The sequence below is a fragment of the Burkholderia sp. HI2761 genome, from assembly GCF_002223355.1.
GTDB lineage: Bacteria > Pseudomonadota > Gammaproteobacteria > Burkholderiales > Burkholderiaceae > Burkholderia.
Genome location: NZ_NKFN01000007.1, coordinates 1,062,279 through 1,079,050, shown reverse-complemented (window position 1 = coordinate 1,079,050; position 16,772 = coordinate 1,062,279). Strand labels below are relative to the sequence as shown.

Sequence of the window (16,772 nt, the reverse complement as noted above, 5' to 3'; positions counted from 1 at the left end):
TGATCTGATGCGGCCACTCTGCCGCGCCGTGGACAGCCCGCACGCGTTCGGCTAGCGTTACGTCAGCTGCGCATGCGGCGCGGCGCCAGCCCGCGCGGGCCGCCGTGCGCATTCCGGCCACTCTCCGCTCCGCCATGACCGCCCCGCTCCCGACCCGACTGCCACCGCTCATACGCCACGCGCTTCGCCCGCTGCTCGACCCGTATCGCCGCTACCGGCATGCGAAGCTGATCCATGCGGCGCGCGTCGCGCTCGCGATTCTCGTGTCGATCGCGCTGTCCACCGGGCTGAACGTGCCGCATGGCGAATGGTCGACGATCACCGTGCTGATCGTCGTCGGCGGGCTGCAGCACCACGGCAACATCCGCAAGAAGGCGGCCGAGCGTGCGCTCGGCACATCGATCGGCGCGCTGGCGGGGCTCGGCCTGATCCTCCTCTACTCGTTTCTGCACGCGCCGTTCGCGATCTACCTGCTGATGGCCGTCGGGTGCGGTGTCTGCGCGTATCACGCGATCGGCAAGGCCGGCTACATCGCGCTGCTGTCGGCGATCACGATGGTGATCGTCGCCGGGCACGGCGACAACGAGATCGTCGACGGCCTGTGGCGCGCGGTGAACGTGCTGGCCGGCATCGCGATCGCGCTGGCGTTCTCGTTCGCGCTGCCGCTCTACGCGACCTATTCGTGGCGCTACAAGCTTGCCGACGCGCTGCGCGCGTGCGCGGCCGTGCATGCGCGGCTCGCGGGCGACCGCGACGTGAGCGACGACGCGCACCTGAAGGAAATGGCCGCGCTGAGCGCGCTGCTCGTGCAGTTGCGCTCGCTGATGCCGTCGGTGGCGAAGGAATGCGAGACGTCGATGGCGCAGCTCGAGGCGATCCAGCGCAGCCTGCGCCTGTGCATCGGTTATCTGGAGATCCTGTCGAGCGCGCTGCCGGCCCGCGACGACGTGGCGGCCCGCGAATACATGCGCGTCGAGATGAAGACCTTGAACCGGCGCATCCGCGACACGCTGATCGCCGCAAGCCGCGCGCTCAAGTTCGGCACGCCGAGCCGGCTTGCCCCGCGACGCCGGCCGGTCGACCCGCTGCACGATGCGCCGCCGCCCCAGTTGTCCGGCTACGTGTCGATCACCGCCAAGCTGGCCGGCGAAGTCGACCAGTTGCGCGAGCGGCTGCTCGATACCGCGCGGTCGTGGAATATCTGAAGCCCCGGCTTCACGCGTACGTCTTTCATATATCTTTCTGTGCGGCAAGGCGCCGCGCGGGCGACTGCGAGCCGGGTTGATGGCCGATCCGGCCCCGAAAATCCCGCCGGCGCCCGACTCGTCCGCACGTGTTTGGGCGGCGATACGACGCCATCCGGCACGCGGCTCTCCACCCGGTTAACCGCCCGTCAGGCCCGCCGCGACAGGCGCGACGCCGGTTCCGCACCAAAATCAGCCCTTGCCCCAACTTCCCGGACAGCCGATACTCGCATATTCCGCGAAATACGATCCCACCGGCTTCAATCCACGGTAATTCCTATGAGCACGATTCTCGAAAGCCTCCCGACCGGCCAGAAGGTCGGTATCGCCTTCTCCGGCGGCCTGGACACCAGCGCCGCGCTGCACTGGATGAAACTGAAGGGCGCCGTCCCGTACGCATACACGGCGAACCTCGGCCAGCCCGACGAAGACGATTACGACGCGATCCCGAAACGCGCGATCGAATACGGCGCAGCCGGCGCCCGCCTGATCGACTGCCGCGCGCAGCTCGTCGCCGAAGGCATCGCGGCGCTGCAAAGCGGCGCGTTCCACATCACGACCGCCGGCGTCACGTACTTCAACACGACGCCGATCGGCCGCGCCGTGACGGGCACGATGCTCGTCGCCGCGATGAAGGAAGACGGCGTCAACATCTGGGGCGACGGCAGCACGTACAAGGGCAACGACATCGAGCGCTTCTACCGCTACGGCCTGCTCGTGAACCCGGATCTGAAGATCTACAAGCCGTGGCTCGACCAGACGTTCATCGACGAGCTCGGCGGCCGCGCCGAAATGTCCGAATTCATGAACCAGGCCGGCTTCGCGTACAAGATGTCGGCCGAGAAGGCGTATTCGACCGACTCGAACCTGCTCGGCGCGACGCACGAGGCGAAGGACCTGGAAAGCCTCGAAAGCGGCATCAAGATCGTGAACCCGATCATGGGCGTCGCGTTCTGGCGCGACGACGTGAAAATCGCCGCCGAGGAAGTGACGGTGCGCTTCGAAGCCGGCCAGCCGGTCGCGCTGAACGGCGTCGAGTTCAAGGATCAGGTCGAGCTGCTGCTGGAAGCGAACCGCATCGGCGGCCGCCACGGCCTCGGCATGAGCGACCAGATCGAGAACCGCATCATCGAGGCGAAGAGCCGCGGCATCTACGAAGCCCCGGGCCTCGCGCTGCTGTACATCGCGTACGAGCGCCTCGTCACCGGCATCCACAACGAAGACACGATCGAGCAGTACCGCGAAAACGGTCGCCGCCTCGGCCGCCTGCTGTATCAGGGCCGCTGGTTCGACCCGCAGGCGATCATGCTGCGCGAAACCGCGCAACGCTGGGTCGCACGCGCGATCACCGGCGAAGTGAAGATCGAACTGCGCCGCGGCAACGACTACTCGATCCTGAGCACGAAGTCGCCGAACCTCACGTATCAGCCGGAACGCCTGTCGATGGAGAAGGTGGCGTCGACGTTCTCGCCGCGCGACCGGATCGGCCAGCTGACGATGCGCAACCTCGACATCACCGATACGCGCGACAAGCTGCGCGTGTATTCGCAAGTCGGGCTGCTGACGCCGGGCGAAACGTCTGCGCTGCCGCAGATCAAGGGCGATAGCGACAAGTAAGCCAGTCGCTTTCGCGAGCGGCCGGGCGGCGCGACAACCGCCCGGCTGCGTGCAGTACTTCCCCTTCCCGCTTTTTTCTTCAAGCACTGCCGGATCCGCAACGCGTATCGCGACGATCCTGCAGGCGCGTCAAGGTTATTTCGATGCCGTGGCTGTGGTGGTCGCGGTGGCCGTGGTGGTCGCAGTAGCCGCGGTCGTCGTCATCGTCGTGGCAGCAGTGGCAGGCGCCGGCGTACGTGCCAGATCCTGACCGATCATGTCCGCGACCGACTTCTCGCACGACTTGATCCCTTCCACCGACTTGTCGAAATTCTTCTCGAGATCGCTGAAGCTGCCGTACGTGTAAGCGAAATCGCTGTCGATGTGGACGCTGTTCGCCTTGATGTCGTAGCCGCACGCGAACGTCTTGTAATAGAGGTCCTGCTTCGTCTTCGCGTCGAGAATGCGCGCGCGGATGACGACCCACGGAATGTAGTCAAGCTGCTGAGGCGGCGAGATATAGCCGAACGACGTGAACCAGACGTTCATGATCGCATCCGCGTCGGTCTGGATCGCGGAGTAGTCGTCCGACTTGCCGTCATCGGCGAGCTTCGTCTTCTGGCCGTTCAGTTTCACGACCTGATAGCCGTTGCCGGTGAGGCGGCCCGTCACGCCGTCCACGATGTCCGGTGCGAAGACGATCTTGCCGGCCGCCACGTGGTCCGTGTAGGTGCTCGTATGGCTTGCGTTCACGGCGCCTTGCGCGAGCGCGCCGATCAGCCCGAACCCGGCCGCCGCGCCGCCGAAATTGACGACCGCGACACGCTTCGGCTCGATGACGTCGAGCATCGCGATCGAATGCAGCTTCTGACGCGCTTCGGGCTTCATGTCCGTGTTCGGCAACGTGGTGCAGCCGGACAGCAGCGTCACGAGCAGGCCGCAACCGAATACGGTGGCTTTGAATGAGTTCTTCATTGGATGAGTGGCTTTCGTTGTTGACGGAACGTTTTCGTCAGGCCGCCGCACGCGGCGTGTGAAAAAGCCGCGTGCGAGCAGACCGTGCGTTTATTGCTTGATGACCTGACCGTAGGCGACGAAGCTGTAATCAGCTGCGCGCAGCACGTACAGGATCGATCGCTGGAAGCCGTTGGTCCCCTTGATCGGCACGAACATGATCGCGGCGCTGCCCGACAGCGGAACGCCCGCCGGCAGCGTGCAGCCCGACGATGCCGAGGCTGCCAGCGTCATGTCGTACATGTTCTGGTTCGAGCCGGGCGTGGAAAGCTGCAGCGTGCCGCTCAGGTTGCAACCGCTCAGCGTACCGGTGACCGTGCCGCCCGATGCGATCGAGAAGGACGCGTTGGTGGTCGCCCACGTGCCCGTGACGCTGTCCTGCGTGACGCTCAGTGCGTTCGCGGCGTTGTAGCTCCACGTGAAATTCGACGCCGTACCGTTGCGGCTGATCGTGCCGGACAACGTCTGCTGCGGGCTGTATGCGCCGGAGCCGGAGTCGATTTTGGTGATCAGCCCGCCGGTGCCGAAGTTGACGCCCGAACCGAGCGACCACGTCGCGCCATTGACCGTCAGACTCGAGAAATCCTCGGACATCACGAACGATCCCAGCAGATTGAGCGCGGTCACGTTGTTGCGCGGATCGACCAGGGCGATGGTCGAGTAGCCGAGGTTGCCGGATGCCGACCAGATCCCGACCGGGCCGGTTGCCGTTGCGGCCGTCGAGCCGGCTTGCGGGGTCGTCAGGCTGGGTAGTGCTTCGCCTGCCGTCACCGGCTGCGACGAGGCGACGGGGGCGCTTGCGGGAGGTGCTGCGAGCGGTGTGGACGCGACGGCCGGTGTGCTGGCTGCGTTGTTGGCGCCGCCGGTGTTTGCGGGCGTGCCGCTGGTTGCGTTCGACGAGCCGTCACCGCCGCCGCAACCGGCGACGACGAATACCGAGATCGCGGCGGCTGCCAGCAGACAAAGGGAATGCTTGTTCAATTCAATCCTCGATTTTTTGATGCGTTTTTTTTAGTGGTCTAGATTCGAATCGCGTTACTTTTCTGGTGTGGTGCGTGGGCCTCCTCGAGCGACGGTGGATGCTTGGGGTGATGTGTTGGGGAAGGACGATGAGAGGGGCGTCGGTTGCCGGATATTCGGCACGACGGGTACGAGCGTGGAGGTGTGGTCGTGCGGGAACGCGCACGCAGCGGTGAGAATCGAGTGCAGCAGCAGGCATGCCGCGGCAAGGCACAGCGCGCGCCAGCCCCGGTGCCTGCGCGCCCCATCGAATCGGTGCATCCCATCGTCTGATACTGCGCACGGCTTCGACGGCCGGGCGCCCCCTCGGTTATCTGGTCGTGTGGTTTGGTGGTACGGCTCTGGTAATACTTTTTTTGAGCTACCGAAGAAGGGTAACGGCGGTGGGGGGGATTTCTTTAGGGCGGGTTATCGAGGGAATTTTCCAGGGCGATGTTGTTGATCCGCGTGATTCCGGACGAACGGGCCTGTCAGGAATTTTGTGTTTAAGGCATAACGGGCCTGTCAGGAATTTTGTGTTTAAGGCATAACATGCTCCCAAGGAGAGTGTATGCCTCGCAAACCGAAAGCCCAGCCGGCAGTTCTGCCGGCGATTCCGGCCGAGCTGCTTGAACAGTTCGGCAACGGTCCGATGACGGCTGAAGCCATCAATGCCGCGACGCTGGCGCTCAAGAAGGCGCTAATCGAGCGTGCGTTGGGCGGCGAGATGAACCATCATCTCGGCTACCCTGCCGGAGCTGCCAAGCCGGCCAACGTCACGAATCAGCGCAACGGCAAAGGGGCCAAGACGGTTCTGACCGAAGACGGGCCGATCCGCATCGAGGTGCCGCGTGACCGCGACGGCAGCTTCGAACCCATCCTGATTCCCAAGCACGAACGGCGCTTCACCGGCTTCGACGACAAGATCGTCGCCATGTATGCCCGAGGCATGACCGTACGCGAGATCCAGGGCTTTCTGCTGGAACAGTACGGTACCGAGGTCTCGCCCGACTTCATCAGCTCCGTGACCGACGAGGTCATGGCCGAAGTGACGGCCTGGCAGGCCCGACCGCTCGAGCCGATGTATCCGGTCGTGTTTTTCGACGCACTGCGGGTCAAGATTCGTGAAGACGCCGTCGTACGCAACAAGGCGGTGTACCTGGCGCTGGGCGTGCTGCCCGACGGCACCCGGGAGATCCTGGGCCTGTGGATCGAGAATACCGAGGGTGCCAAATTCTGGATGAAGGTGTTCAACGATCTGAAGACGCGCGGCGTTCACGACATCCTGATCGCGGTCACTGATGGTCTTAAGGGCATGCCCGAAGCGCTGGCGGTAGTGTTTCCGGCCACGACGCTGCAAACCTGCATCGTCCATCTAATCCGCAACAGCCTCGATTACGCCAGTTGGAAAGACCGCCGCGGATTGGCCGCCGCGATCAAACCGATCTACGCCGCTCCCAGCGCGGAAGCCGCTCAGGCCGAACTCGATGCGTTTGCGGATGGTCCGTGGGGTCAGAAATTCCCGACCGTCAGTAGCGCGTGGCGCAACGCCTGGGATCGCGTGATCCCGTTCTTTGCGTTTCCGCCGGGTGTGCGCAAGATCATCTACACGACAAACGCGATTGAAAATATCAACTCGCAACTGCGCAAGATCATCAAGACCCGTGGTCACTTCCCGACCGACGAGGCCGCCACCAAACTCATCTGGCTGGCCTTGCGCAACATCACCGCGAATTGGGGAAGCGCTGCTCATGACTGGAAGACGGCCATGAACCAATTCGCTATCCTTTACGCAGATCGATTCGTTCGGCCTTCCGTGTAATTACTCCACCCGCCTTGAACACGGAAATCCTGACACCCCCGGCATAACATGCTCCCAAGGAGCGTGTATGCCTCGCAAACCGAAAGCCCAGCCGGCAGTTCTGCCGTCGATTCCGGCCGAGCTGCTTGAACAGTTCGGCAACGGTCCGACGACGGACGGAGCACAAATCAAACGACAGCGCCGGCACGCTCGCCGACGCCATAAAGCACAAACCCGGCGCATGGCCGGGTTCGTGTCTCTACTGTTTTCGGGCAATAACAGGCGCACTCCTATCCGGCTTCCTTGTCTTTTGCAGCCTCAACAGCGGCTAGCCAGTCATGCCATTGAGCCGGATCATTTGTGCTTCCATCGGCCCAAAGAGTCTGAGACATACCGCTCAACAGGATCGCGATATCTTCGCTCTGGCAACCGCATCTCTCGTAGTAGCGATCCAAGAAGATCAACATTGCACGAAAGGCTTCTGCTGTCGTCAACGAATCGTTCATTTTCCCTTACCCGGCTTCGTCGATGAGGCCAGTCCAGTTTGCGGATTAAATGGCTTCGGCGTTTGGTTAATCCCGCCATAACCAACTTTACCACCTCGGATATCTACCCAAGTCTGAGTGCCATCCGGATTTAACTTTCCAGCCCACGAAGTCCCATACTTGTCGGCCCCCAAGACAGCCGACGGGTCGTTTGCAATACTCTCAAGAAGCTGGCGATTCGCTGGAGTATCACTGATATGCCCCTCCGAATCGCGGAAAAATATGTCCGGCTCGCGCTTCATCAATAGTAACCCCACCAAACGCCAGCGGATTAGGACTGAGGACGCTGACGCCATTCCCTTCATCGACGATCGAACTCTCGCCGAGTTGGGTTTTCTCCTTACTCTGCTGCTTATGTAGTTCGTCTTGCTCGCGCTGCGCCTCGCTCTCATTCTTGCCCCAGTGGTCGGCGGTATTGTTCAGCGCCTCGTTCTGCGCGGCCGTCGCGCCGGCCATCGCATTTTGGCCTGCGAGGCCGGCAAGGCCCCCGCCTGCAAACGTCGCAACTGCTGCGAGCACTGCCAACTGCGTCGCGCGCGTTCAGCGATTGCGTGATCGATACGTCGAACGCGTCGCCTGACGTGTGCGCGACGGAGATTGCTCGACGCGCGGTGCTGCCCGCGCATTGACGCGGCTGCTTCGGTCGCACGCGGCCGTCAGCGCATCACATGGACGTCCGGATGCATGACCGCGGATGCGCGCCGCTCTTAATGATGCTGCTGCACGCCCGGCACGACCTGCTCGTGCGCCGCCTTCCGGCTCAACATCAGCGTAACCACCGCCGACACCGCGAGCGTCCCTGCGACCACGTAGAGCCCCGCCGCATACCCGCCCGTCGCGTGCTTCAGCCAGCCGATCGCGAACGGTCCGACGAACCCGCCGAGATTGCCGATCGAGTTGATCATCGCGATCCCCGCGGCCGCGCCGGCGCCGGACAGGAACGCGCTCGGCATCGCCCACAACGGCGCCTTCGCGGCACTGATCCCGATGTTGACGACGACCAGCGCGAGCACGGTCAGCAGCGCGGTACTCGCCTGCCCCGCGAACACGAAGCCGATGCACGCGAGCACACACGGAATCACGACGTGCCATGTACGCTCTCCGGTGCGATCCGAATGCCGCGCCCAGACGATCATCGCGACGACGGCGGCGATGCTCGGGATGCCGGTGAGCAAGCCCGTCTGCAGCGCGGTGAAGCCGAACTGCCTGACCATCAGCGGCGCCCACAGGCCGAGCGTATACAGCCCCGCCGACGTGCCGAAGTAGATCAGCGCAAGCGCCAGCACGCGCGGATCGCGCAGCGCCTGCCACGCGCCGGCCGTGTGCCCGGCATGCGTGTGGCGTACGTCGGCTTCGGCTTTCAGCTTCGCGATCAGCCAGTCGCGCTCGTCCGCCTGCAGCCACGCGGCCTTCGACGGCGAATCGGTCATGCACCTGAGCACGACGAAGCCGAGCACGACCGCCGGCAACGCTTCGACGATGTACAGCATCTGCCAGTCGGCGAGGCCGAACATCGGCGGCATCTGCATGATCGCGCCCGACAGCGGCGAACCGATCGCGGTCGAGATCGGCGCGGCCGCCATGAACCACGCGGCGGCCACCGCGCGCTGCTTCGCGGGGAAGCACAGGCTCAGGTACAGGATGATGCCGGGGAAGAAGCCGGCTTCGGCCATGCCGAGCAGGAAGCGCAGCACGTAGAAGCTGGTCGGCCCGGCAGCAAACGCGGATACGGCCGACACGATGCCCCACGTGATCATCACGCGCGCGATCCAGATGCGCGCGCCGACGCGATGGAGAATCAGGTTGCTTGGCACTTCGAACAGAAAGTAGCCGATGAAGAACAGGCCGCCGCCGAACCCGAACGCGGTCGGCGACAGGCCGATCGCCTTGTTCATCGTCATCGCCGCGAAGCCGACGTTGACGCGATCGAGAAAGCTGACGAAATAAAGCAGCATCACGAACGGAATGATGCGCCACATCAGCTTCCGTGCGACGCGGGTTTCCAGATCCGCCTGCATGTGTCTCCTCCTTCGAGGTCGGGCCTGCGCCGTCGGTCGGTGGACCTCGAGCGCCGGCCGGCGCCCGGCTCGCGTCGCATGCGCGAGTCGCGGGCTGAAAATCCGTGAGTGAAGCGAGCGAGCGGCACTCGGCCGCGCACACACGCGACCGTCACCGCGTCACCGCTTCGCCGCTGTCAGGCCACGACCGCCGCGTTCGCGACGCGCGCGCAGACGGCCGCCGTCACTTGCGCGGTCGTCGCGCTGCCGCCGAGGTCGCGCGTGTGCAGCGACGGGTCGGCCGTCACGGCCTCGATCGCCTGCATCACGCGCGCGGCGGCATCCGCCTCGCCGAGATGTTCGAGCAGCATCACGACCGACCAGAACGTGCCGACCGGATTCGCGAGCCCCTTGCCCATGATGTCGAATGCGGAGCCGTGGATCGGCTCGAACATCGACGGATAGCGGCGCTCGGGATCGATGTTGCCGGTCGGCGCGATGCCGAGACTACCCGCGAGCGCGGCGGCGAGATCGCTGAGGATGTCCGCGTGCAGATTGGTGGCGACGATCGTGTCGAGCGACGCCGGGCGGTTGACCATGCGCGCGGTCGCCGCATCGACGAGTTCCTTGTCCCACGTCACGTCGGGAAATTCGTGCGAGACCTGCTTCGCGATCTCGTCCCACATCACCATTGCGTGACGCTGCGCGTTGCTCTTCGTGATCACGGTCAGCAGCTTGCGGGGCCGCGACTGCGCAAGTCGGAACGCGAAACGCATGATGCGTTCGACGCCGGCGCGCGTGAGGATCGACACGTCGGTCGCGGCCTCGATCGGATGGCCCTGGTGCACGCGGCCGCCGACGCCCGCGTATTCGCCTTCGGAGTTCTCGCGGACGATCACCCAGTTCAGGTCGTCCGGCCCGCAGCGCTTCAGCGGCGCGTCGATGCCCGGCAGGATGCGCGTCGGGCGCACGTTCGCGTACTGGTCGAAGCCTTGGCAGATCTTCAGGCGCAGCCCCCACAGCGTCACGTGGTCGGGTACGCCCGGGTCGCCCGCGGAGCCGAACAGGATCGCGTCCTTGCCGCGCAGCGCGTCGAGGCCGTCGGCCGGCATCATCGCGCCGTGCCGGCGGTAGTAGTCGGCGCCCCAGTCGAAATCCTCGAACTCGAACGCAAAGCGGTCGCTGCCGCGGGCCAGCGCTTCCAGCACCTGCTTGCCGGCCGGCACCACTTCCTTGCCGATGCCGTCGCCGGGAATCGTTGCGATACGGTAGGTCTTCATGCGGACATCCTCGATTGATCGTGAGCGTGAACGCACTTTACCGAACCAGAAGTGCAGAAACCGTGGCTATACTCAAAGCATCTTTAACTTAAATTCATGAATCCCGTCATGACGGATACCGTCCAGCCGGCCGATCTCGGCTTTTTCTCGACGCTGGCCGCCTCGGGCAGCCTGAGCGCGGCCGCGCGCGAACTCGGACTGACCGCGGCGGCTGTCAGCAAGCGGCTCACGCAGATGGAGCGACGCGCGGGCGTGACGCTGGTCAATCGCACGACGCGCCGGATGATGCTGACGCCCGAAGGCGACGTGTACCTCGACTACGCGCGCCGGATCCTCGACCAGATGGACGAACTCGGCGAGCTGCTCGGCAGCGCGAAGCAGCGGCCGAAAGGCCTGTTGCGCGTCAATGCGACGCTCGGTTTCGGGCGCAGCCACGTCGGCCCGGCGATCTCGCGCTTCGTCGCGCGCTATCCGGAGGTATCGGTGCAGCTGCAGTTGTCGGTGATGCCGCCGCCGCTCACCGACGACGCGTTCGACGTGTGCATCCGCTTCGGCGAACCGCCCGACACGCGCGTCGTCGCGCGGCGGCTCGCGCCGAACCGCCGGCTGCTGTGCGCGGCACCGGCGTATCTCGCGCGGCACGGGACGCCCGGCACGCCGCACGACCTGACGCGGCACAACTGCATCGGCATCCGGCAGGGCGACGAAGGTTACGGCGTGTGGCGCCTGACGAGCCGGCGCGGCGCGGCCAGCCATACGGAAGCCGTGCGGATCAACGGCAACCTGACGACGAACGACGGCGAGATCGCGGTGAAGTGGGCGCTCGACGGGCACGGGATCCTGATGCGCGCGGAATGGGACCTGCGCGACTATCTCGCCGACGGGCGGCTGGTTGTCGTGCTGCCCGGTCATGAAACGCCGAGCGCCGATATCTACGCGGTGTATGCGCAGCGCCACCAGATGTCGACGCGGATTCGCGCGTTCGTCGATTTTCTGGCTGAGGAATTGGGGCGCCTCAAGGCGACGTAGGGTGTCGGTTACACGCGCTGCGCGCCAGCATTGGCAAGTGATGCCGGGAGTGATCGTACAGCTTTCCGACTCACGATGGGTGGCCGAACGGGCGGCATCCTAAGCATGAAAGGATAATATTTTGGTAAATTATGCAATAAATAGCCAAAATATTTACATCATCCAACGCCCCTCCGTAGTGAAAAGATCTTGGTATGCCGCACCAAAGTGCTATTATTTTATCCTTATCGCCCCTGAAGCATCGAAATATTAGCGCCATCATGGCAAAGAAAACCGCCCCTCTCCTGCCCGCATCCAGCCGCCTGCTCGTCGAATTCGGCGAGCGGCTCAAGCTCGCCCGCTTACGCCGGAAGCTGACGGCCAAGCAGGTCGCCGAACGCGCGGGAATGTCGCCGATGACGCTTCGCTCGCTGGAGGGAGGTGGTCCGGGAGTCACGATGGGTGCCTATCTTTCCGTCATGCAAGTGCTGGGCCTCCAGGGCGATCTGGAAAAACTGGCCGCAGCGGACTCGTTCGGCCGCCAGCTTCAAGACGCACGTCTCGTCAAACCGCGATCCACGAAACGAGTGGTCCCGCTATCGTCCGCCGAGTCGCCCCGCATACCCGTTCGTGGCGATCGTGCAACCACGACCACAGCCAGGGAAGTGCCGGGAACGGCATCCAGCATCGAGGAACCCGAGCACCATCGCGGTACGACGGCCGCGGAACTGGCCGCGCTGTTGAAGCCTCCGACCAAACACCAGCGGAAATCTCGCGAGAAATGACGACCATCTCTGTTTACGCAGACTGGAGCGGCCTGCCCGGTCCGCGGAAACTCGGCCTTCTGCACGGCCGGCAGACGCGGGCAAGCGAACGTTTCGAATTCCAGTACGACGCAACCGCCTTGCGCTCCCCCGAATTCGCTCAAGTTCAACTCGATCCCGGCATCGGCCTCTTCGAAGGACCGCAGTATCCGCCGCCGCCGCGAGACTCGTTCGGCGCGTTCGCCGACTCCAGCCCCGATCGGTGGGGGCGCATGCTGATGGACCGCCGGCTGGAGCGGGACATTCGTGCAGGCCTTCGACCGAAAGGCACTCGACTCCGTGAATCGGACTACCTGCTGGGCGTCCATGATCTCTATCGCGTCGGCGCATTGCGCTACAAGCTCAACGACGAAGGAGATTTTCTCGACGATCGCGTTGATCTCGCCGCGCCGCCATTCGCGGAAATCCGTGAATTGGAACGCGTCAGTCGAGCGCTGGAAGAGGATGTCGACAACATCGCCCCGGATGGCCGCGACTGGCTTTCGATGCTCATCGCACCTGGCGGCTCGCTCGGCGGTGCACGACCGAAAGCAAGCGTGGCCGACGATCACGGACGTCTGTATATCGCGAAGTTCCCCAGCGCAAGAGACGATTACGACGTAGGGGGTTGGGAAATGGTCGTCAATGCGCTCGCGGTCGGCTGCGGCCTGAATGTCGCCCAGGCCGAGGCACGAAAGTTCGCCAGCGACCATCACTGCTTCCTGGTCCGTCGCTTCGACCGGACGGCCGATGGACGGCGCCTGCACTTTGCCTCGGCGATGACCATGACCGGTCACGTCGATGGCGACGATGCGTCCACCGGCGTCAGCTATCTCGAACTGGCGGAAGTCCTCATGCAACATGGTGCGCAACCGAATGCCGACCTGCGCGAACTTTGGGCGCGGATCGTCTTCAATCTTTTCGTGTCGAATACCGACGACCATCTTCGCAATCACGGATTCATTCTCGCGCCGGGTGAGGGCTGGCGGCTCTCCGCAGCTTATGACATGAATCCGGTCGCGATCGCCGACGGCCTCAAGCTCAATATCACGGAAGCCGACAACGCACTGAATCTCGAACTTGCCCGTGAAGTGTGCGAATTCTTTCGGCTTCGTCTGAACGATGCCGACGAGATCATCGACGATTTTCGCGGTGTCGTCAGTCAATGGAGAACGCTCGCGACACGACTCGCGCTGTCGGCTCGGGAACAGGATCGGATGGCCGGCGCGTTCCGCCTCGCAACCGCTTGAGGGCTTGCCGTCGGCATTCCGCTTTCAGGCCACCGCTACCAGTCCGCCGTAGCGATCGCCGGTAGCGGCTGCACCCGGCAGCGCCGGCCGCCACCCCACCGCCCCCGCCGCCGCCAGCCCTTCCTGCTCATACCCGGCCTGCACGAAACGCTCGGCGATCCAGTCGACGAACGCGCGCACGCCGGGCGACACATGCGGGCGCTTCACGTAGACGGCCGACACGGCCAGCGCATCGGGCTGCCAGCCCGGCAGCACTTCCCGCAACCGCCCCGCCTCGATCAGCGGCTGCGCGGCGACACGCGTCGGCTGGATCAGCCCGAGGCCGTGCACGCCGCATGCGAGATACGCCTGCTCGTCGTCCACGCCGACGATGCCGTCGAGCCGCACCTTGCGCACCGCGTCGTCCACCACGAACTCGAGTTCGGCCGGACGGTGGCCGGACACGTGCGACCCGCCTACCGCGCGATGCGCGCCCAGCTCGTCGGGCGTGCGCGGCACGCCGAAGCGGTCGAGATACGCGGGGCTCGCGCATGTCACGCGCTCGAGCGAGCCGAGCCGGCGCGCGACGAGCGACGAATCGGGCAACGTACCGAGCCGGATGCTGCAATCGATCGCGTCGCCGATGCGATCGACCGCGCGCCCGGCCACGGCGAGCATCAGCTCGAGATCGGGATGCCGTGCGTGAAATTCGCCGAGCGCCGGCAACACGATCGCGCCCGCCACCGACGCCGGCAATTCGACGCGCAGTGGCCCGCTCGGATGCAGCGCGGCGCCGCGGATGCTGGCTTCGAGCTCGTCGACGTCCGCCGTGATGCTGACGCAGCGCCGGTAGTACGCGTCGCCTTCGGGCGTCGCCCGCAACGCGCGCGTCGTGCGCACCAGCAACGGCATGCCGAGCGCCGCTTCGAGCTCCTGCACGGTGCGCGTCGCGGTGGCGCGCGAAATGCCGAGCGCCTGCGCCGCGCGCGTAAAGCTGTTCATTTCGACGATGCGCGTGAAGATGCGCATCGCGGCGATATGCCGCGGCGCGCGTTCGCGCCCCGTGCGTGCGTGTCGATGTCGATGTCGACGCAAGCCGCGCGACCCGCGCGGCCGTCGGTCAGGCGTTCGCCGCCGCGACGCGGCGCGCCGGTTCGGCGAGCAGCCGTTGCGCGAGCGCCAGCGCGTCGTCGCGGCTCGCCGCCGCATTCAGCGGATACCCCCAGACCTTCTCGAAGGCGCCCGAAAAGGCATTGAGCGCCACGCGCCGCGCCGCATTGGGCTCGATCGCGATCATCCCGGGAATCCATTCGCGCGACAGCGCGCGGTTGGCCTTGCTCCACTTCGCGAGCTGCTTGCGTATCTCGTGATCGTTGTCGGCGCGATCGTCGCTGGACGGCGCATCGTCGGTCAGAAGAACGAAGCGTTCGCGGCGCGCCAGCAGCGCGTCGAGTTCGGCAATCAGGCGGGTGGGATCGGTGTGGATCGAGCCGCTGTAACGCAGCCAGACGAACGGGAATTCAGTCGTGACGATTTGCATGTCGACCTCCAGATGAGAACGATTCTCATTTTATGGATCGACACCCGATGCGTCATTTCTCATCCCGGCCAACTGATTTTTCAATCCGGCCAAACGGTGCGCGGGCGCGCACTCCGGCCGTTCAGCGTTGCCGGTCGGTCAGGAATTGCGTCGGCGACTTGCCGGTCGCCTTGCGGAACATCGTGACGAAGCTGCTCGCGCTCTCGTAGCCGAGATCGATCGCGATCTGGTGCACGCGGCGGCCGGTCGTCAGCATCCGCAGCGACAGCGCGACGTGCAGTCGCCGGCGCCAGTCGCCGAGGCTCATCCCGAGTTCCTTCGTCGCGAGGCGCGTCAGGCTGCGCTCGCTGATGCCCGCGCGCCGGGCGAGTTCGGGCAGCGGCGACTTGTCGGCCGGATCGTCGAGCAGATGGTCGATCAGCTTGCGCAGCCGGCGGTCGGCCGGCATCGGCAGGTACAAGTCCTCGACCGGCGCCGCGACGAGTTCGTCGAGCAAGGTCGCCACCAGCCGCCCTTGCGGCCCGTCGACGTCGTACAGGTTCGGGAAGCTGGCCGCCTTCAGCAGCAGCTCGCGCAACAGCGGCGACGTGGCCAGCGTGCAGCAGCGCGTGGGCAGGTCGAGCGCCGCGTCGGGTTCGACCAGTACCGCGTAGAAGGTCGCGCCGGCCGAGCCGCGCGCCGCATGCGGGACGTCGCCCGGAATCCACACCGTGCACTGCGGCGGCGCGCTCCACACGCCGCCGTCGATCTCGCAATAGACGACGCCGCTCAGCGTGTAGAGCAGTTGCGCCTGACGATGGCTGTGCCGCTCCAGCCGCCATTCGGGTTCGACGACCGAGCCGCCGAACACCACGAGCGGACGCGGCACGTGATAGACGTCGGCGTCCGCGGCGGGATCGGTAATCGGTGGAAGGTCGCGCATGGAACGACGGGCTGTGGAAAAGGCCGGACGCCGGCGCGTCCTTTCGTGCTTATACCAGAAAGGTGCCGGCGCGGCCGTGCCGTTCGACGAGGCGTCTGCGGCCGTGCGCCGAACCGAATACAATGCGCCGATCCCCTGCCGCTGCGCCAACCTGCCGGAGCCGCCATGTTCGATCTGACCACGCTGACCACCTTCACGGCCGTCGTTCTGGGCCTGTTCCTGATCCCCGGGCCCGCCGTGCTGCTCGTGCTGAGCCGCACCGTGCAGGGCGGGCGCAAGACCGGCATCCTGACCGGCCTCGGCGTTGCGAGCGGCGACTTCGTGCATACGCTGTTCGCGGCCGTCGGGCTGTCCGCGCTGCTGATGACGTCGGCGCTCGCATTCAACGTCGTGAAACTGGCCGGCGCCGCGTACCTGATCTATCTCGGCGTGCGCGCGCTGCTCGAGAAGGCTGCCGATCCGTCGCTGCCGCAGGTGTCGCCCGTGACGCCGCTCAAGGCGTACCTGCAGGCGATTCCCGCCGAAGTGCTGAATCCGAAAACCGCGCTGTTCTTTCTCGCGTTCATGCCGCAGTTCGTGCATCCGGAGCGCGGCTCGACGTTCGTGCAGTTCGCGGTGCTCGGGCTGATCTTCGTTGTGCTGAGCTCGCTCTACACGACGCTGCTCGCATGCTCGATCCGCCCGCTCGGCCGCATCGTGAAGCGGCTCACGTGGCTCACGCGCTGGCAGGGCAAGATCATCGGCTCGATCTTCATCGCGCTCGGGCTGCGCGTGGCCGTGCAGCAGCGCTGATG

Annotated in this window: 16 protein-coding genes; 7 read left to right on the top strand and 9 right to left on the bottom strand. The window is 65.1% G+C overall.

Annotation, left to right across the window (positions count from 1 at the left end; genetic code table 11):
- The first annotated feature begins 134 nt into the window (after positions 1-134).
- Positions 135-1,205, top strand: a complete 1,071-nt coding sequence (locus CFB46_RS22460) for an FUSC family protein (RefSeq protein WP_089501333.1) — start codon at positions 135-137, stop codon at positions 1,203-1,205.
- Between the two features lie 318 nt (positions 1,206-1,523).
- Positions 1,524-2,861, top strand: a complete 1,338-nt coding sequence (argG, locus tag CFB46_RS22455) for an argininosuccinate synthase (RefSeq protein WP_006759320.1) — start codon at positions 1,524-1,526, stop codon at positions 2,859-2,861.
- Between the two features lie 135 nt (positions 2,862-2,996).
- On the opposite strand, the gene CFB46_RS22450 is transcribed toward argG, so the two are convergent.
- Both CFB46_RS22450 and CFB46_RS22445 read right to left on the bottom strand, forming a co-directional pair.
- Positions 2,997-3,815, bottom strand: a complete 819-nt coding sequence (locus tag CFB46_RS22450; protein WP_089501332.1) for a hypothetical protein — start codon at positions 3,813-3,815, stop codon at positions 2,997-2,999.
- 90 nt (positions 3,816-3,905) lie between these two features.
- Positions 3,906-4,835 (bottom strand): hypothetical protein, encoded by a 930-nt coding sequence (locus CFB46_RS22445; protein WP_227789706.1) that lies wholly within the window; start codon positions 4,833-4,835, stop codon positions 3,906-3,908.
- A 589-nt stretch (positions 4,836-5,424) separates the two neighbouring features.
- On the opposite strand from CFB46_RS22445, the gene CFB46_RS22440 reads away from it, so the two are divergent.
- Positions 5,425-6,675, top strand: a complete 1,251-nt coding sequence (locus CFB46_RS22440) for an IS256 family transposase (RefSeq protein ID WP_089501043.1) — start codon at positions 5,425-5,427, stop codon at positions 6,673-6,675.
- Between the two features lie 269 nt (positions 6,676-6,944).
- On the opposite strand, the gene CFB46_RS22435 is transcribed toward CFB46_RS22440, so the two are convergent.
- The 4 genes from CFB46_RS22435 to CFB46_RS22415 form a co-directional block, all read right to left on the bottom strand.
- Complete coding sequence (locus CFB46_RS22435) at positions 6,945-7,160, bottom strand: hypothetical protein (RefSeq protein WP_089501331.1); 216 nt, start codon at positions 7,158-7,160, stop codon at positions 6,945-6,947.
- Between the two features lie 228 nt (positions 7,161-7,388).
- Positions 7,389-7,718 (bottom strand): hypothetical protein, encoded by a 330-nt coding sequence (locus CFB46_RS36560; RefSeq protein ID WP_227789714.1) that lies wholly within the window; start codon positions 7,716-7,718, stop codon positions 7,389-7,391.
- 188 nt (positions 7,719-7,906) lie between these two features.
- Positions 7,907-9,217, bottom strand: coding sequence for an MFS transporter (locus CFB46_RS22420; protein ID WP_089501329.1), 1,311 nt, complete (start codon positions 9,215-9,217; stop codon positions 7,907-7,909).
- A 176-nt stretch (positions 9,218-9,393) separates the two neighbouring features.
- Positions 9,394-10,476, bottom strand: coding sequence for a tartrate dehydrogenase (locus CFB46_RS22415; RefSeq protein WP_089501328.1), 1,083 nt, complete (start codon positions 10,474-10,476; stop codon positions 9,394-9,396).
- A gap of 108 nt (positions 10,477-10,584) precedes the next feature.
- On the opposite strand from CFB46_RS22415, the gene CFB46_RS22410 reads away from it, so the two are divergent.
- From CFB46_RS22410 to CFB46_RS22400, 3 genes are all read left to right on the top strand, one after another.
- Positions 10,585-11,505: a LysR substrate-binding domain-containing protein gene (locus CFB46_RS22410; protein ID WP_089501327.1), complete on the top strand. Its 921-nt coding sequence runs from the start codon at positions 10,585-10,587 to the stop codon at positions 11,503-11,505.
- A 260-nt stretch (positions 11,506-11,765) separates the two neighbouring features.
- The gene (locus CFB46_RS22405; protein ID WP_089501326.1) at positions 11,766-12,269 is read left to right on the top strand and encodes a helix-turn-helix domain-containing protein; all 504 of its coding nucleotides are present in this window, start codon (positions 11,766-11,768) and stop codon (positions 12,267-12,269) included.
- On the top strand, positions 12,266-13,537 hold the full coding sequence (locus CFB46_RS22400; protein WP_089501325.1) for a type II toxin-antitoxin system HipA family toxin: 1,272 nt from the start codon (positions 12,266-12,268) through the stop codon (positions 13,535-13,537). Before CFB46_RS22405 ends, CFB46_RS22400 begins: the two co-directional genes overlap by 4 nt.
- 24 nt (positions 13,538-13,561) lie before the next feature.
- Here the strand turns inward: CFB46_RS22400 and CFB46_RS22395 are convergent, their stop codons facing one another.
- The 3 genes from CFB46_RS22395 to CFB46_RS22385 all read right to left on the bottom strand — a co-directional run bounded on the left by CFB46_RS22395 (position 13,562) and on the right by CFB46_RS22385 (position 15,978).
- Positions 13,562-14,545: a LysR family transcriptional regulator gene (locus CFB46_RS22395; RefSeq protein WP_089501324.1), complete on the bottom strand. Its 984-nt coding sequence runs from the start codon at positions 14,543-14,545 to the stop codon at positions 13,562-13,564.
- Between the two features lie 91 nt (positions 14,546-14,636).
- Positions 14,637-15,056: an ATP--cob(I)alamin adenosyltransferase gene (locus tag CFB46_RS22390; RefSeq protein ID WP_089501323.1), complete on the bottom strand. Its 420-nt coding sequence runs from the start codon at positions 15,054-15,056 to the stop codon at positions 14,637-14,639.
- A gap of 121 nt (positions 15,057-15,177) precedes the next feature.
- A complete protein-coding gene (locus tag CFB46_RS22385; RefSeq protein ID WP_089501322.1) occupies positions 15,178-15,978 on the bottom strand; it encodes an AraC family transcriptional regulator in 801 nt (266 codons plus the stop codon).
- Positions 15,979-16,143: 165 nt separating this feature from the next.
- Here CFB46_RS22385 and CFB46_RS22380 point away from each other — a divergent pair, with 165 nt between their 5' ends.
- Positions 16,144-16,770 carry a LysE family translocator gene (locus CFB46_RS22380; protein WP_089501321.1) on the top strand — a complete coding sequence of 209 codons (627 nt, stop codon included), beginning with the start codon at positions 16,144-16,146 and terminating at the stop codon, positions 16,768-16,770.
- Positions 16,771-16,772: the final 2 nt, after the last annotated feature.

Excerpts from the sequence above, each read along its gene's own strand:
- CFB46_RS22460 (WP_089501333.1), top strand. The coding sequence starts at position 135 with ATGACCGCCCCGCTCCCGACCCGACTGCCACCGCTCATACGCCACGCG.
- argG (WP_006759320.1), top strand. The coding sequence starts at position 1,524 with ATGAGCACGATTCTCGAAAGCCTCCCGACCGGCCAGAAGGTCGGTATC.
- CFB46_RS22450 (WP_089501332.1), bottom strand. The coding sequence starts at position 3,815 with ATGAAGAACTCATTCAAAGCCACCGTATTCGGTTGCGGCCTGCTCGTG.
- CFB46_RS22440 (WP_089501043.1), top strand. The coding sequence starts at position 5,425 with ATGCCTCGCAAACCGAAAGCCCAGCCGGCAGTTCTGCCGGCGATTCCG.
- CFB46_RS22435 (WP_089501331.1), bottom strand. The coding sequence starts at position 7,160 with ATGAACGATTCGTTGACGACAGCAGAAGCCTTTCGTGCAATGTTGATC.
- CFB46_RS22420 (WP_089501329.1), bottom strand. The coding sequence starts at position 9,217 with ATGCAGGCGGATCTGGAAACCCGCGTCGCACGGAAGCTGATGTGGCGC.
- CFB46_RS22415 (WP_089501328.1), bottom strand. The coding sequence starts at position 10,476 with ATGAAGACCTACCGTATCGCAACGATTCCCGGCGACGGCATCGGCAAG.
- CFB46_RS22410 (WP_089501327.1), top strand. The coding sequence starts at position 10,585 with ATGACGGATACCGTCCAGCCGGCCGATCTCGGCTTTTTCTCGACGCTG.
- CFB46_RS22405 (WP_089501326.1), top strand. The coding sequence starts at position 11,766 with ATGGCAAAGAAAACCGCCCCTCTCCTGCCCGCATCCAGCCGCCTGCTC.
- CFB46_RS22400 (WP_089501325.1), top strand. The coding sequence starts at position 12,266 with ATGACGACCATCTCTGTTTACGCAGACTGGAGCGGCCTGCCCGGTCCG.
- CFB46_RS22395 (WP_089501324.1), bottom strand. The coding sequence starts at position 14,545 with ATGCGCATCTTCACGCGCATCGTCGAAATGAACAGCTTTACGCGCGCG.
- CFB46_RS22390 (WP_089501323.1), bottom strand. The coding sequence starts at position 15,056 with ATGCAAATCGTCACGACTGAATTCCCGTTCGTCTGGCTGCGTTACAGC.
- CFB46_RS22385 (WP_089501322.1), bottom strand. The coding sequence starts at position 15,978 with ATGCGCGACCTTCCACCGATTACCGATCCCGCCGCGGACGCCGACGTC.
- CFB46_RS22380 (WP_089501321.1), top strand. The coding sequence starts at position 16,144 with ATGTTCGATCTGACCACGCTGACCACCTTCACGGCCGTCGTTCTGGGC.